This window comes from Planctomycetota bacterium, assembly GCA_035574235.1.
GTDB lineage: Bacteria > Planctomycetota > MHYJ01 > MHYJ01 > JACPRB01 > DATLZA01.
Map to the genome: position 1 here is coordinate 1 of DATLZA010000150.1, position 14,400 is coordinate 14,400.

The following is a 14,400-nucleotide window of genomic DNA, read 5'->3' on the forward strand; positions in this document are numbered from 1 at the left end:
GGGTGGGCGGCCGCCGCCTCGGCGGCCGCGCTCTTCATGGCCGCCGTGTCCCTCATCGTCGTTGCCGGAAACGGCTCCCGGCGGGAGACCGGAGGCGGCGCGGGTTCCGCGGAGCCGGCGGCCGCCGTTCTTCCCGCGCAGCCCGATGCTTCCGCTTCGCGCGCGCCCGCGGTCCAGCCGCGACCGCCTGAGACGTCGCCTCCTTCGGATTCCGGGCCCGCCCGCACTCCGCCTCCCGCGGGTCGGCCCTCCGGGTCCGAGGCGGGGTCCGCCCAGGCGGCGCGGCTGGAACGCGTGCGTGGGGAGGTCTACGTTCTGACGGGGAAGGGACGGGAGCCCGCTCCGGAGGGACGGCTCGTTCTTCCGGGTGAAGGGTTGGAAACCGTGGGTCAGGCCAGCGAGGCGCGCCTGCGGTTTCCGGACGGCCACCTTCTGGACGTCGGCCCCAACAGCAAGGTGAAGGCCGTTCCGCCGCCGAAGCCGCCGGTGACGCTGTTCGGCGTGCCGCTGCGGGACGCGCGGATCGTGTTCCTCGTCGATCTCTCGCGCGCCGAGAACCTGGGGGCGGCCCGGGGGGAACTGCGGAAGGCGGTCTCGAAGCTTCCCGACGGCACGCGCGTAAACCTCATGGCGGCGGAAGACGACGTCTCGATCTGGAGCGCCGGAGCCTTCAAGGCGCTCGGCAAGCAGACGCGCGCGCCGGCGCTGGGGTTCCTGGACCGCGCGGTTCCGGCTTCCACGGCCGGGGCGAAGGATCTGCTGCGCGCGGCGGGCGAGCGGCTGCGCGGAGAGAAGGAGCCGGTGACGATTCTCCTTCTTTCCGAGGGGCGGGACGCCGGCGAACCCGAAGGCCTGGCGGCGGCGGCGCGCCAGGCGTTCGAGGGAAGGCGCGCGACGATTCACGTGGTGGCTTTTCCGCTTTACGCGGGAGGCGAATCCCGGGGCGGTTCGGAGCGGGAGGCCCTGCGCCGGCTGGCGGAGAGCCACGGAGGAATTTTCACGGCGCGCTGATCGCGCTTCGGGTGCAGGGGGGTAAGGGGCGGGCCCTGCGGAGCAACTCCAAAGGGGGGTGCACATGCGCTTTTTCCTTTCCGCGCTCGTCCTTTCGGTGGCGGCCGGCTCGGCGTCGTCGGGGACGGCCGTTCCGGTCGCCGTCGACGAAGTGACATCGGGCCGCGTGGCCTACTGGCGGATGGATTCGGTTTCCGGAACGACGACTCCAGGCACGCCCGGCGACGCCACGCTCGTCAACGGAGCCGCCGCGGGCGCAGGGCGCTTCAACGGCGGAATTTCGCTGGACGGCACGAACGACTATCTGGAGGCGGCCGACCATGCCTCGCTCAATTTCGGAACGGGAAGCTTCACCGTGGCCTTGTGGTTCCGCGCGACCGGGACGGCGTCGAAGCGTCTGATCAACAAGTGGAACGGACCCAAACCCCAGGGGTGGCTTCTGGACGTGCACTCGGGCGCCGGGGGAGCGGCCCAGGCGGGTTATATCCGCTTCCGCATCGACGACAACCCCGATGGAGACGCGGCCTCCGACAGCCTGGACATCGCCCGCGATGCCGACCTCGATCTGCGGGTCAATCAATGGACGCACGTCGCGGCCGTCGTGAACCGCTCCTCCGCTCCCGGAAACGTGCTCCTCTACGTGAACGGGAATCCCGTGGGCGGGGCGACGAATCTTCCGAGCGGCTTCGGTTCGGTCAGCAACACGTTTGCGCTCGGCATCGGCACGATCCCGACGTCCCTGGGCAAATACTTCGCCGGCGGCGTGGACGAGGTGGCGCTCTACAACCGGGCGCTCACCCAGACCGAGGTGCGGACGCTCATCCGCCCGCTTCCGCCCGAGGACCTGGCGGCCTCGCTCGGCGGCTCGCCGGGGGCCCCGGCCGTGACGCTCACGTGGGACGCCGCGCCGGGCGCCGACACGTACGACGTCTACCGTTCTCTCGACGGCGGGACGCCGGTCCAGATCGCCACGGGTCTCACGGGAACGACCTACACGGATTCGTCCCTTCCGGTCCAGGGGAATTCCTACACGGTCACCTACACGGTGCGCGGGGCGAATTTCTTCCAGAGCCTGGATTCCCTTCCCGCGACGGTTACGGTCGATCCTCCTCCGCCCCGCACGGGGGACCACACGGAGGGGCTTTTCGACGACCGGTGCGCCTGCGGGAGCGCGGGACCGGTTCCCGGCGGACCTTTCCCCGCCCTGGCCCTCGCGGCGGCCGGCCTGGCGGGTCTCCTCCTGGGGCGGCGGTAAGCTCCCGGCGCGTTTTCTGAAACGCGGCGGGCCTCCGAGGTGTTTCACCTGCGAAAGAGTTTTTCGGAGGTGAAAGGGCCGTGAAGGGGAGCGCGCCGGCCGCCGCGTACGCCGTTCCCGCGCTGGAGAAGGGCCTGGACGTCCTGGAGGCCCTGGCCGCGGGAGAGGGCGCGCCGACCCTGGCGGAGCTGGCCCGCGCGCTCGGGAGAAGCCCCGGCGGGATTTTCCGCACCCTCGTCTGCCTCGAGCGGCGGGGGTATGTGGCGCGCGAGGCGTCCTCGGGCCGCTACCGCCTGACCCTGAAGCTCTTCGAGCTTTCGCGCTCCCACTCGCCTGTGGAGGACCTCCTGCGGGCCGCGGAGCGCCCGATGCGGGAGCTGGCGCGCCGCGTGCGCGAGTCCTGCCATCTGAGCGTTCTGAGCGACGGCAAGCTCCTGGTCCTGGCGCAGGCGGAGAGTCCCTCGCGAATCCGCCTGTCGGTGGAGGTCGGCGCGCGATATCCGGTCGTGCACACGGCCTCGGGGAGGCTGCTTCTGGCTTATCTCGAGGCCGGAGCGCGCGACGAGATCCTTTCGAAGGATCCGGACTTTCTCAAGCTCGGGGCGGCCCGGCGGAGGGCGTTCCTCGGAGAGCTTCTGCGGATCCGGCGGGCGGGCGCCTCGATCGCCGTGAGCGAGACCACGATGGGGGTGCGGGACGTGGCCGTGCTCGTGGGAAATCCGCGGGTGGGCGTCCTGGCGGCGCTGTGCGTGCCCGCCCTCACGGGAATGCGCGGCCGGGTGGTCTCGATTCCCCGCCTGCGCGAGGCGGCGGAGCGCACCGCCGGGGAGATCACGCGGGCCCTGGGACTTTCCCGGGGGGAGGAAGGACGATGAAGCCGGCGGCGGCTCTCGTCGCGGCGGTCCTTTTCGGCGGTTCCGCGGTCCCGCAGGAGGAGGCCTTCGACCGCGAGGGAGTCGAGTTTTTCGAGAAGAAGATCCGGCCCGTCTTCGTCGAGAAGTGCTTCTCCTGTCACAGCGCCCGGCAGGGCAAGCGCAAGGGGGGGCTCTCCCTGGACACCCGCGCGGAGATTCTCCGGGGAGGAGACCGGGGGCCGGCCGTCCGTCCCGGCGATCCCGAAGCGAGCCCTCTGATCCAGGCGATCCGGTACGCGGACGAGGACTTTCAGATGCCGCCCCGCGGCCGCCTGCCGGCGTCCGTGGTGGCCGACTTCGAGGCGTGGGTGCGCCGCGGGGCTCCGGATCCGCGGTCCGGCACGGTCGAAGCGGGTCCCGCGGCGGCGGCTCCGCGCAAGGATCTCTGGTCTCTGGGCCCGTTGCGCGCGGGGTCGCCTCCGGAGGTCCGCCGCGCCGACTGGGTCCGCACGCCCGTGGATCGCTTCGTCCTGGCGCGTCTGGAGGAGGCGGGGCTGGCTCCGAACGGCCCGGCCGATCGGCGCCGCTGGATCCGCCGGCTCTCGTTCGGGCTTCTGGGGCTCCCGCCTTCGCCGGAGGAGGTCGAGCGCTTCGTCCACGACCCCGCGCCGGACGCCCTCGAGCGCCTGGTGGACCGGCTTCTGGCGAGCCCGCACTACGGCGAACGCTGGGGGCGGTTTTGGCTCGATGCCGCCCGCTTCGCCGAAAGCCACGGCTTCGAGCAGGACTACGACCGCGAGCACGCCTGGCCGTACCGCGATTTCGTCATCCGGGCCTTCAACGAGGACCTTCCCTTCGACCGATTCGTGGCCTGGCAGATCGCCGGAGACGAGCTGGCGCCGGACAACCCCTGGGCCTGGGCCGCGACCGGCTTTCTCGGCGCCGGCGCCTTCCCCACGCAGCTGACGGAAGCCGAGTTCGAGTCCGCCCGGTACGACGAGCTGGACAACATGGTCTCGACTCTCGGCTCGGCCATGCTCGGCCTGAGCATCGGCTGCGCCCGCTGTCACGACCACAAGTACGATCCGATTCCCACGGCGGAGTACTACCGGCTGGCGGCGATCTTTACGAGGACGATCCGCAGCCATGTGGAACTCGATCTGGGCCTGGAGGCTCCGCCGGGGGCCGCCGCCCGGCCGGGCCCGCGTCCGGTTCTCGTGACGACCGAAGGCCTCAAACCGCTCAAGCATCACGCCGACGAGCGGGGCTTCCCGCACTTCTATCCGGAGACGTACGTGCTGGCGCGGGGGGATGTTCAGCGCAAGCAGGGGGTCGCCGTTCCGGGTTTCCTCGGCGTCCTGAGCCGTGCTCCGGAAGGGGAAGGGCGCTGGCTGCGTCCGCCTCCGCCGGGGGCGCGGACGCCGCACCGTCGCGCCGGTCTGGCGCGGTGGATCACGGACGTGGAACACGGCGCGGGGGCGCTTCTGGCGCGCGTGATCGTCAACCGCCTCTGGCACCACCATTTCGGGCGCGGGCTCGTGGCCACTCCGAACGACTTCGGCGCCCAGGGAGAGCCGCCGTCCCATCCGGAGCTTCTCGAGTGGCTGGCCGCGGAGCTGGTCCGCGGCGGCTGGCGGCTCAAGCCGATTCAGAAGCTCCTCGTCACCAGCGCCGTTTATCTTCAGAGCTCCGATGCCGATCCGGCCCGGGACCGGGCCGATCCCGCCAACCGGCTTCTCGGGCGCCGCGAGGTGCGCCGGCTGGAGGCCGAGGCCATCCGGGACGCGCTTCTGGCCACGGCCGGGCTGCTCGACCGGCGGATGTACGGGCCGGGCACGCTCGACGAGGGGATGACGCGCCGGAGCGTCTACTTTTTCGTCAAGCGGAGCCGGCTGATTCCCATGATGCAGGTGTTCGACGCGCCGGAGCCGCTTCTGAGCGCCGGGAGCCGGCCGACGACGACGGTGGCCCCGCAGGCGCTTCTTTTCCTCAACAGCCCGCACGTGCGCCGCTGGGCGGCGGCGTTCGGGGCGCGCCTGGCGGAGGAGGCGACCCCGGAGGCGGTCGCCGAGCGCGGCTATCGCCTGGCGCTGGCGAGGGCCCCGACCCCGGCTGAGCGCGCCGCCGCCGCGGAGTTCCTGCGGGCGCAGGAGGACTCCTACCGCCGGGAGGGCGTCCCCGCGGCCGGCGCCGCCGCGCGGGCCCGGACCGATTTCGCCCACGCGCTGTTCTGTCTGAACGAGTTCGTTTACGTGGACTGACCGCCATGACGCTTTCGAGACGGGAACTTCTGGCCCGGGCCGGAGGAGGGATCGGGATCCTCGCGCTGGCGGACCTCCTGCGGCAGGAGGGGCTTCTGGCGCGGGAAGGGGCGCCGGGGGATCCTTTGGCGCCGCGCGCGCCGCATTTCCCGGCCCGCGCGAAGGCCGTGATCTGGATCTTCATCAACGGCGGACCGTCGCACGTCGACACGTGGGACTACAAGCCCGAGCTGGAGCGGCGGGACGGCCAGGAGCTGGCCGGGCTGAACAAGTTCACCGGCTTCTTCGCCAACGAGGTCGGGCCGCTCATGAAGTCCCCGTTCCGCTTCGCGCGGCACGGCCGGTGCGGCAAGTGGGTCTCCGAAATCTTCCCCTTCCTGGCCCGGCACGTGGACAAGATGGCGTTCATTCACTCCGGATATACGGAATCCAACAATCACAGCCCGGCGCTTTTCATGATGAACTCGGGCGAACCCCGGATGGGCTACCCGTGCGTGGGGTCGTGGGTGACCTACGGTCTCGGGTCCGAAAGCCGCAACCTGCCGGCGTTCGTCGTCATGTCCGATCCGCTGGGGCGGGGGCTTCCCAAGGGGCACGCCCAGAACTGGGGAGCGGGGTTCCTGCCGAGCGTGTACCAGGGGACCTACCTGCGGCCGTCCGGACCTCCCATCGACAACATGACGCCCCCCCAGGAGCTGGCGGGGGAGCGCCAGCGCCGGATGCTCGATCTGGTCGGGCGCCTGAACGCGCGCCCGGCGGAGGGGCATCCGGCCGAGCGGGAGCTGGCGGCGCGGATCGAAAGCTTCGAGCTGGCGTTCCGCATGCAGAGCGCGGCGCCCGAGGCGTTCGACCTGGAGCGGGAACCGGAGTACCTCCGGAAGCTCTACGGCCTGGACCATAAGCCCTGCGCCCACTTCGCCCGCCAGTGCCTCATCGCCCGTCGGCTCGTCGAGCGGGGCGTCCGGTTCGTGCAGATCTATTCCGGCGGGATGGAAAACCAGCTCTCCTGGGACGGCCACAAGGACATCAAGGGGAACCACGCGGGGTTCGCCCTGGAGACGGATCAGCCGGTGGCGGCCCTTCTGGCGGATCTCGAGCAGCGGGGGATGCTGGAGGAGACGCTCGTGATCTGGGGCGGGGAATTCGGGCGCCTGCCGGTGGCGCAGAAGGGGGAAAAGCCCGGACGCGACCATAACCCGCACGCCTTCACGGTCTGGCTGGCCGGCGGGGGCGTCCGGGGCGGCGTCTCGTACGGAGCCACGGACGAGATCGGCTTCAAGGCGGTGGAAAATCGCGTGAGCGTCCACGACCTGCATGCGACGATCCTCTCTCTGCTCGGGCTCGACCACACGAAGCTCACGTTCCGGCACAACAGTCTCGAGCAGCGGCTGACGACGATTACGGTCGAGGCGCGCGTCATCCGCGAGATTCTGGCCTGACAAGGGCGGCTCAAGCTTCCCTCCGATTCGGCCGATGGAGAGTTCTGGAGCCGGTCGACGAAAGGAGGAGGCGATGGCCAAGAAGGGCGAAGGGACGTTCATGAAGCCGCTGGTGCCGAGCGAGGCCCTGGCGAAGATCACGGGTCCGGCGGCGCTGCCGCGCACCGAGATCACCAAGCTCGTGTGGGACTACATCAAGAAGCACGGGCTGCAGGATCCCGCCAACAAGCGCATGATCAACGCCGACGAGACCCTCAAGCCCATTTTCGGGGGCAAGAGCCAGGTGTCCATGTTCGAGATGACGGCGCTCCTGGCGGCTCACGCGAAATAGGCCCGGATTTTCCGGGTTCGGCGGCCCCGCGGGGACGGAGGGGGAACTCCGCGGGGCCGCTTTTTTTTTGCATTTTCGGACGATCGCTTCGAACTCCGCCCCGAACGCGATGTCCTTCCGCTTTTCCCGCGGCGCTCCGTATACTGGAATCCTTCTCGCGGAGGGTGCCGGTATGATGAAGGCGGTCGTCCTGGGCCTGGCGGCGCTGGCCGCCGTCCAGGGGCGGGAGTCGGACGAGAAGCGATACCTTTATGTCGCCGTCCCCGGCATCCGCAACTACCTCGAGTGGGGCGGCGCCGGGATCCTGGTGTACGACATCGACGCGGGCCACCGCCTCGTCAAGCGGATCCCGGCGAACTACATGGACGACCAGGATCCGCCCGGCAAGAAGCCGGAAAACGTCAAGGGCATCGCGGCGGCGGCGCGGGCGGGGCGCCTCTATGTGAGCACGATCACCCGGCTGGCGTGCCTGGACCTGCGCACGGAAAAGCTTCTCTGGGTCCGGCGCCTTCCCGACGGCTGCGACCGCATGGCGCTTTCTCCGGACGAGAAGATCCTCTACGTGCCCACCTTCGAGAAGGATCACTGGAACGTGGTGGACGCCGCGACGGGAGAACTTCTGGCCCGGGTCCTCACCCGTTCGGGGGCGCACAACACCGTCTTCGGGTCCGACGGGAAGCACGTGTATCTGGGCGGGCTTCGGTCCCCCCTTCTTTTCGTCGCCGATGCGGTCGATCACCGGATCGTGCGGGAGGTCGGGCCGTTCGGGGGATCCGTGCGCCCGTTCACCGTCAACGCCGCTCAGACCCGCGCCTACGTCTGCGTCAACGGGCTGCTCGGTTTCGAGATCGGGGATCTGGCGGGGGGGAAGGTTCTCCATCGCGTCGAGGTGCCGGGCTACCGCAAGGGTCCCGTGCAGCGCCACGGCTGTCCCAGCCACGGGGTGGGGCTGACGCCCGACGAAAAAGAAGTCTGGGTCGTGGACGCGGCCAACCGGAGCGTGCACGTCTTCGACAACACGGTCGAGCCGCCCCGCTATCTCGAGAGCGTGAAGCTTTTCGAGGAGCCCGGCTGGGTGACGTTCAGCCTCGACGGCCGTTGGGCGTACCCTTCGACGCTCGAGGTGATCGACGTGCGCACGCGGCGGATCGTGGGGCGGATGGACGACGAGGAGGGCCGTCCCGTCATGAGCGAGAAAGTCGTGGAGATCCACTTCGCCGGAGGGGTGCCGGTGCGTGCGGGAGACCAGTTCGGCGTGGGCCGGGCGCGGCCGGCGGGGCGCTAGCGGTGCGGGCGGTCGTCCTCGAAGGATACGGGGGCCCGGAGGTTCTGCGCCTGCGGGAGATTCCGGACCCGGAGCCGGGCCGGGGCGAGGTGCGCGTGGCGGTCGAGGCCGCGGCGCTCAACCGCGCGGACGTCCTGCAGCGGCTCGGCAAGTATCCGCCGCCGGGGCCCAAGCCCGCTTTCGAGATCCCCGGGCTCGAATTCGCCGGGCGCGTGGAGAAGCTCGGGCCGGAGGTCGCCGAGTGGAAGGCAGGCGACCGGGTGTTCGGGCTGCTCGCGGGCGGCGGGTACGCCGAGCGCGTGGTGGCGCACGAGCGGATGCTCCTGCCGGTGCCGCCCGGAGTCCGCTGGGTCGAGGCGGCGGCGATTCCGGAGGCGTATTTCACGGCCTGGGACGCCCTCGTGGACCGGGCGGGTCTTCGGCCGGGCGAAGCGCTTCTCGTGCACGCGGCCGCCGGCGGCGTGGGCACGGCGGCGCTTCAGCTGGCGCGGATCCTGGGGGCGGGGACGCTCTGGGCCACGACGCGCACGCCCGGAAAGGGCGAGCGCCTGAAGCGGGAAGGGTGGGCGGACGAGGTCGTCGTGGCTTCGGAAGCGCAGGACCTCGCGCGGGCCGTGGCGGAGCGGACGGGCGGTCGGGGGGTGGACGTGATCCTCGACTTCGTGGGGGGCCCGTATCTCGAGGCCAACATCGCGATGGCGGCGGCGGGCGGACGGATCGTCGGCCTGTCGTATCTGGGGGGAGCGCGCGGGACGCTTCCGCTGGGGGCGTTTCTTTTCAAGCGCCTGACCCTGGTGGGGACGACGCTTCGGGGCCGTCCGATCGAGGAAAAGATGCTTCTGACGCAGCGGTTCCGCCGCGAGGTGCTGCCTCACGTGGCGTCCGGTCGCGTCCGGCCGATTCTCGACCGGGTCGTCCCGTTCGAAGCGATCGCCGAGGCGCATCGCCTCCTGGAGGAGAATCGGACGTTCGGGAAGGTCGCGGTTCGGATCGGAAGGGAGGAGGAATGAGCGACTGTCTGTTCTGCAAGATCGCCGCCCGCCAGGTGAAGGCGGACGTGGTGCGCGAGACGGAGGATCTGGTGGCGTTCCGGGACATCCGGCCCCAGGCGCCGACGCACGTGCTGGTGATTCCCAAGAGGCACGTGGCGACGCTCAATGATCTTTCGGAGGCGGATGCGCCGCTTGTCGGAAAGATGTTTCTTTTGGCCAAGGAGATCGCGCGCGCCGAGAAGATCGACGGATCCGGCTGGCGGACGGTCTTCAACGTCAACCGCGACGCCGGCCAGACGGTCTTTCACATCCACCTGCACGTCCTGGGAGGCCGGCCGATGGCCTGGCCGCCGGGTTAATTCACGAGCGCCCCGGGCGGACAAAGGCGGCGGGTTCCGGCGAGCCCGACGCGCCACGCGGTCCAGGGGTAGGGGGGCAGGTTCCGCTCCTCGAGACGCACTTCGACGGGCCGGGCGTCATCGCTCAGGGCCACTCCGGGTTCCTGGCGGTGGATCAGTGCCCGCGGGGCGAGGAGCGGTCCCGCCACGAGAAGCGCCCAGATCAGGCTCTGCATCTTCGCCTCCTCCTTTCCCGCCTTCGAGGGTCACGCGGGCGCCGGGGCCGGCTGGGGAGCCCGGCGCCCGCGTTCGAGAGAGGGGCTAATCTTTCATCCGCCCGGCTTCTTCGCGAAGGAGCGGAAGAATATCCCGCTCCCACCGGCGCAGGATGCCTTCCGGCGGCACCTCCACGTCGAAAATCGGCGCTTCCTCCTCATCCAGCGATCCGATGAATCGGACCTGCGGATCGTCCTTTTCCGGTCGGTTTCGGATCATCATGGCGAAACCCCGAATCCACGGCGATATTTGCAAATAAAGTGCCAAGTTTGCGGGGTTGATCGGCTATAAGGGATTGTTTATAAATAAGTTATTACGAAACCCAAGCCGGCCCGGGAGGCCTCTGCCACTGTGGCAGTTCTTTCGAGCTTGCAAGAAGCGAGATTCCCTGTTGCCTGCTTGGGGGGTGCGCCCGTCGAGGGTGCTGGCCCGCGAATTGCACCCCTGACTTGGGGAGTTATAGAAAGTGGAGGGTGCAGGACGCGGGAGAGAGCGTTCGTCCATGACTGAGCGAGACTATTACGCGGAGTTGGGGGTTTCCAGGAACGCCACGCCCGAGGAGATCAGCCAGGCGTTCCGGAAGCTGGCGCTCCAGTACCATCCGGACCGGAATCCCGGCAACAAGGAAGCCGAGGAGAAATTCAAGCGCATTTCCGAGGCCTACCAGGTCCTGAGCGACCCGAAGTCGCGGGCCGCGTACGATCGGGGCGGCACGCGTCAGGTCGAGGTGGACACCGGCTTCCGGGGCTTCGAGTCGGTGGACGAGGTGTTCGGCCGGTTCGGGGACCTTTTCTCCGAGCTTTTCGGAGACGGCTGGTTCGGAGGACCCTTCGGACCGGCGCGGGGTGGCCGGAGGCGGGAGTCCTTCTTCTTTGGAGAAGGGGAGGCGGAGGAAGGCGGGGGGCGGCGTTCCGGGCGCGGCCAGGATTACGAGGGCGAGCTGGAACTGTCCTTCGAAGAGGCGGCGCTGGGATGCACGAAGACTCTGACACTCGAGGGATCCGCGGCCTGCGAAAGCTGCGGGGGCTCCGGCCTCATGGAGCGTTCGGGGCGTCAGGGTCGCGGGTTCGTCTCGATCCGCTCGACCTGTCCGCAGTGCGGCGGGACGGGCGTGGGTCCGGACCGTCCGCGCACCGTGGAAGTGCGCGTGCCCCCCGGGGTGACCGAGGGCACGGTGCTGCGGCTGCGGGGGCTGGGCGGGGCGGGAGGCCGGCGAGGGCCGTCGGGCGACCTGCACCTGCGGATTCGCGTGCGTCCGAGTTCCGTCTTCCGTCGCGAGGGGCGGGATCTGCACTGCCGCGTCGTGATCGATCCCGAGACGGCCGCCCGCGGCGGCACGGTGGACGTTCCGCTCCTGCGCGGCACCGCTGAGATGAGAGTTCCGCCGGGCACCCGTTCCGGCCAGCAGTTCCGTCTGGCCGGGCAGGGCGTGGCCACGGAGGACCACGGCCGCGGCGACCTCTATGTGACCGTGGAGGTGGCCGCTCCGCGGGGCGCCTACCGGTGAGGCGCCGGCGGTCGAAGGCGAGAGGAGGCGCGCCATGCTTCGAGGGATTCTGACCGGCGTGGTGGTGAGCGTCTGTCTTTTGGCCGTCTACACGAGCGGGGTCGTCACCGGACGGGCCTCGGTGGCCGACCGGCCCGTGATCGAGAAGGTGGACCCCGCGGTCTTCGCGCGCTTCGAAGATCCGTCCAAGCTCTTCGTCGCGGCGACCAAGGCCGCCCAACCCGCCGTGGCCCACCTCATCGTCACGCGCCTGGTGCGCTACCGGGATCCGTTCGAGGATTTCTTCAGCGACGAGTTCGTCCAGCGGTTCTTCCGCCGCCGCATGCCCGAGCGGGTCGGCCGGCAGACCTCCATGGGTTCGGGCGTGATCGTGGATCCCTCGGGGATCATCCTGACCAACGCCCATGTCGTGCGCGACGCCCATGAGGTTCTGGCCAAGCTTCCCGACGGTCGCACGTTCAAGGCGGTCGAAGTGCGGGTGAGCTCGACGGTGGACCTGGCGATCGTGAAGATCGAAGGGCGCGACCTTCCGGCGGCGGAGCTCGGGGACAGCGACGCCCTGGAGGTCGGTCAATGGGTGATCGCGATCGGCAATCCCTTCGGACTCGAGCACACGGTAACGACGGGGGTGATCTCCGCCATCCGGCGCAACGCCGAGGAGAGCGAGGAATTCATCCAGACGGACGCGGCGATCAACCCGGGGAACTCCGGCGGACCGCTGGTGGATCTGCGCGGACGGGTGGTGGGGATCAACACCGCGATTTACACCCGCACGGGCGGCTACCAGGGGATCGGCTTCGCGCTCCCGATCAACGTGGCCAAGGAGATCATGGAGCGGATGAAGCGGTAAGGCGCTAGGGGTTCGGGGCCATCCGCACCTGGGGCGACTGGCGCCAGAGGATCGTCGTGCGGTGCCCTTCGGCCCGCTGCTCATGATCGACCGCCCGGGAGGCGGCCTCTCCCCGGTCGGCCTGCCAGTCGCCGAGCGCGCGCTCTTCGTCCGCGCACCAGGCCAGGTATTCCAGCGGCGTCCGTTCCGGCTCCTCCACGCGGATCTCGGCGTGGGGCCGCTCGAAAGCAACGGCGACAGGGTCGTCGGGCACGTCGCGGCAGGGGCAGGAACAGGAAACGATTCCGGCCAGCAGAGCCAGGGCGGCGATTCCGAGCTTCATCGGGACCTCCAAGGACATGGCGGCGACCGGCCCTATTTCACGGCACCCAGCGGGGCACTTCAAGTTCCGTCATGGTGCGCAGTCCCGGGGGCGCGGCGATCGCCCGGGGCACCGTGTGAACGGCCATGGCCACGGTTCCCGCGTCCCCGTGGACGCCGCCCAGGATTTTCTGATGCAGGCCCGGCTCGCCGCGGATGACGACTTCGTCGTATTCCTCGGCCACGGCGGCGTGGGCGCAGAATTCAAGCTCCACGGCGCGGGCGCCGGAGCGCAGGCCATAGGCGACGCTCCGCAGGCCGATGACCCGGCCCGGAGCGACGGGTCCGAGGGCGCTCGGCGTTTCCCGCTCCGCCAGGACGGGTTCCGGGGGAAGCTCGCGGACCTCGTCGAACGTCCAGCCGAGCGAGGCGCCGATGAGCTGGATGGATTCCACGAGTCCCACGTGGCCCGTGATCGCGCCCGATGAAATCTTCTCGCGGAACTGGGCCGGCGCGAGTCCCGTGCCCACCTTTTCCTGGAAGGGTACCCGACGGCGGGCGGAGTTCATCATGCGGGTCACGCGGATCGAGTCCACGCGCAGGCAGGGGGCGGTCAGGAAGACGGGCAGCGTGTCCATAAGGTAGCCGGGATTGATGCCGGTGCCCACGATCGTGACGTCCTGCCGGCGGGCCAGCGCGTCGATCTCCCGGGCCCGCTCGGGATGCCGCTTCCAGGGGAACGAAAGCTCTTCGCAGGTGGAAACGACGTCCAGGCCCGCCTCCGCGCACTGGGCGAGCTGGGGGTGGACCGCCTCCAGGCGCGAGGAGGTCGCGTGGAGGACCGCCCGCGCCCGGACGCGCCCGAAGAGAGCGGCCGCATCTTTTTCGACGCGCACGCCGATCGGACGGGCCGGTTCCAGGAGCTCGCCCAGGTCGCGTCCCACGATCTCCGGATGGACGTCCACCGCGCCCACGATCGCGAAGCTTTTCTTGGAGAGCAGCGCCTGCGCGATCCGGCGTCCCATGACGCCGCACCCGTAGATCACGATGCCGATCTTCTCGTCCGCCACGTCATCCTCCTTACGGGTACAGGAAACGGGATTATAAAGCAGCGCCCGCCGCGCCGTTGCGTTTTTCGAGGGTCCAACGGGGCGGTATCATTTGAACCTTGGGGAGTCTCGGCCGTATGATGATGTAGAGGCGGAACCTGAATCGTGACGGGCCATGGGACCCGTGACGGCAATGCATAGGGAATAGGGGGCGACGCGCTATGGCCAGGCTCGTCCGGTGTCCGCGCTGTTCGGCCTCGATCGACGTCACCCAGCTTTCCGGAGGAGCCACCGTCCGATGCGCCGAGTGCGGCGCGATGGTCCGCGTTCCCACGGGCTCAACGGGCGTTCTTCCCAAGGTGGCCGCCCCCGTGCCGGCCGCGCCGCCGCCCGCCGGCGGCACCGCCGTGCGCGGCCGGTCCCGAGCCACGGAAATCCGTCGATCGCCGACGCGGATCATCCGGCCCCGTTCGTCCAACACCGGCGTCGTCGTGGCGGTCATTGTCTCCGCCGCCGCGGTCCTGATCGTGCTGATCGTCGTTCTGGCGGGCCGGTCCCCCTCTTCCGCCCCCGTTTCCCGAGGCGCCGCGCCGGCTCCGGCGGCCGCCCGAACGCCGGCCCCTCCGCCGGAGGCTCCGCCCGAGCCTCCGCC

15 protein-coding genes and 1 pseudogene are annotated in these 14,400 nt (G+C 69.9%); 12 read left to right on the forward strand and 4 right to left on the reverse strand.

Features of this window, described 5'->3' with window-relative positions; translation table 11 throughout:
- The 9 genes and pseudogenes from VNO22_13785 to VNO22_13825 form a co-directional block, all read left to right on the forward strand.
- A partial coding sequence (locus VNO22_13785; protein HXG62442.1) for a hypothetical protein occupies window positions 1-1,011 on the forward strand: 1,011 nt, incomplete at its 5' end.
- Between the two features lie 64 nt (window positions 1,012-1,075).
- Entirely contained in the window at window positions 1,076-2,266 is a 1,191-nt protein-coding gene (locus tag VNO22_13790; protein ID HXG62443.1) for a LamG domain-containing protein, read from the forward strand.
- Between the two features lie 80 nt (window positions 2,267-2,346).
- A complete protein-coding gene (locus tag VNO22_13795; protein ID HXG62444.1) occupies window positions 2,347-3,141 on the forward strand; it encodes an IclR family transcriptional regulator in 795 nt (264 codons plus the stop codon).
- Window positions 3,138-5,381, forward strand: coding sequence for a PSD1 and planctomycete cytochrome C domain-containing protein (locus VNO22_13800; protein ID HXG62445.1), 2,244 nt, complete (start codon window positions 3,138-3,140; stop codon window positions 5,379-5,381). Before VNO22_13795 ends, VNO22_13800 begins: the two co-directional genes overlap by 4 nt.
- Before the next feature lie 5 nt (window positions 5,382-5,386).
- A complete protein-coding gene (locus tag VNO22_13805; GenBank protein HXG62446.1) occupies window positions 5,387-6,820 on the forward strand; it encodes a DUF1501 domain-containing protein in 1,434 nt (477 codons plus the stop codon).
- Between the two features lie 97 nt (window positions 6,821-6,917).
- Window positions 6,918-7,151 (forward strand): annotated as a pseudogene (locus VNO22_13810) (SWIB/MDM2 domain-containing protein).
- A gap of 172 nt (window positions 7,152-7,323) precedes the next feature.
- Complete coding sequence (locus VNO22_13815; protein HXG62447.1) at window positions 7,324-8,436, forward strand: hypothetical protein; 1,113 nt, start codon at window positions 7,324-7,326, stop codon at window positions 8,434-8,436.
- A gap of 2 nt (window positions 8,437-8,438) precedes the next feature.
- The gene (locus VNO22_13820) at window positions 8,439-9,446 is read left to right on the forward strand and encodes an NAD(P)H-quinone oxidoreductase (protein ID HXG62448.1); all 1,008 of its coding nucleotides are present in this window, start codon (window positions 8,439-8,441) and stop codon (window positions 9,444-9,446) included.
- Window positions 9,443-9,787, forward strand: a complete 345-nt coding sequence (locus tag VNO22_13825; GenBank protein HXG62449.1) for a histidine triad nucleotide-binding protein — start codon at window positions 9,443-9,445, stop codon at window positions 9,785-9,787. Before VNO22_13820 ends, VNO22_13825 begins: the two co-directional genes overlap by 4 nt.
- Here the strand turns inward: VNO22_13825 and VNO22_13830 are convergent.
- Window positions 9,784-10,002 (reverse strand): hypothetical protein, encoded by a 219-nt coding sequence (locus VNO22_13830; GenBank protein HXG62450.1) that lies wholly within the window; start codon window positions 10,000-10,002, stop codon window positions 9,784-9,786. The two genes, VNO22_13825 and VNO22_13830, sit on opposite strands and share 4 nt — an antisense overlap.
- Before the next feature lie 85 nt (window positions 10,003-10,087).
- On the reverse strand, window positions 10,088-10,264 hold the full coding sequence (locus tag VNO22_13835) for a hypothetical protein (GenBank protein ID HXG62451.1): 177 nt from the start codon (window positions 10,262-10,264) through the stop codon (window positions 10,088-10,090).
- 280 nt (window positions 10,265-10,544) lie between these two features.
- On the opposite strand from VNO22_13835, the gene VNO22_13840 reads away from it, so the two are divergent.
- Both VNO22_13840 and VNO22_13845 read left to right on the forward strand, forming a co-directional pair.
- Window positions 10,545-11,549 (forward strand): J domain-containing protein, encoded by a 1,005-nt coding sequence (locus tag VNO22_13840; GenBank protein HXG62452.1) that lies wholly within the window; start codon window positions 10,545-10,547, stop codon window positions 11,547-11,549.
- A gap of 34 nt (window positions 11,550-11,583) precedes the next feature.
- Window positions 11,584-12,399: a trypsin-like peptidase domain-containing protein gene (locus VNO22_13845; GenBank protein HXG62453.1), complete on the forward strand. Its 816-nt coding sequence runs from the start codon at window positions 11,584-11,586 to the stop codon at window positions 12,397-12,399.
- 4 nt (window positions 12,400-12,403) lie between these two features.
- Here the strand turns inward: VNO22_13845 and VNO22_13850 are convergent, their stop codons facing one another.
- Both VNO22_13850 and VNO22_13855 read right to left on the reverse strand, forming a co-directional pair.
- The gene (locus VNO22_13850; GenBank protein ID HXG62454.1) at window positions 12,404-12,721 is read right to left on the reverse strand and encodes a hypothetical protein; all 318 of its coding nucleotides are present in this window, start codon (window positions 12,719-12,721) and stop codon (window positions 12,404-12,406) included.
- A gap of 37 nt (window positions 12,722-12,758) precedes the next feature.
- Window positions 12,759-13,769, reverse strand: a complete 1,011-nt coding sequence (locus VNO22_13855; GenBank protein ID HXG62455.1) for a dihydrodipicolinate reductase — start codon at window positions 13,767-13,769, stop codon at window positions 12,759-12,761.
- 200 nt (window positions 13,770-13,969) lie between these two features.
- Between VNO22_13855 and VNO22_13860 the strand changes: the two genes are divergently transcribed.
- The coding region (locus tag VNO22_13860; protein ID HXG62456.1) for a hypothetical protein at window positions 13,970-14,400 on the forward strand (431 nt) is incomplete at its 3' end.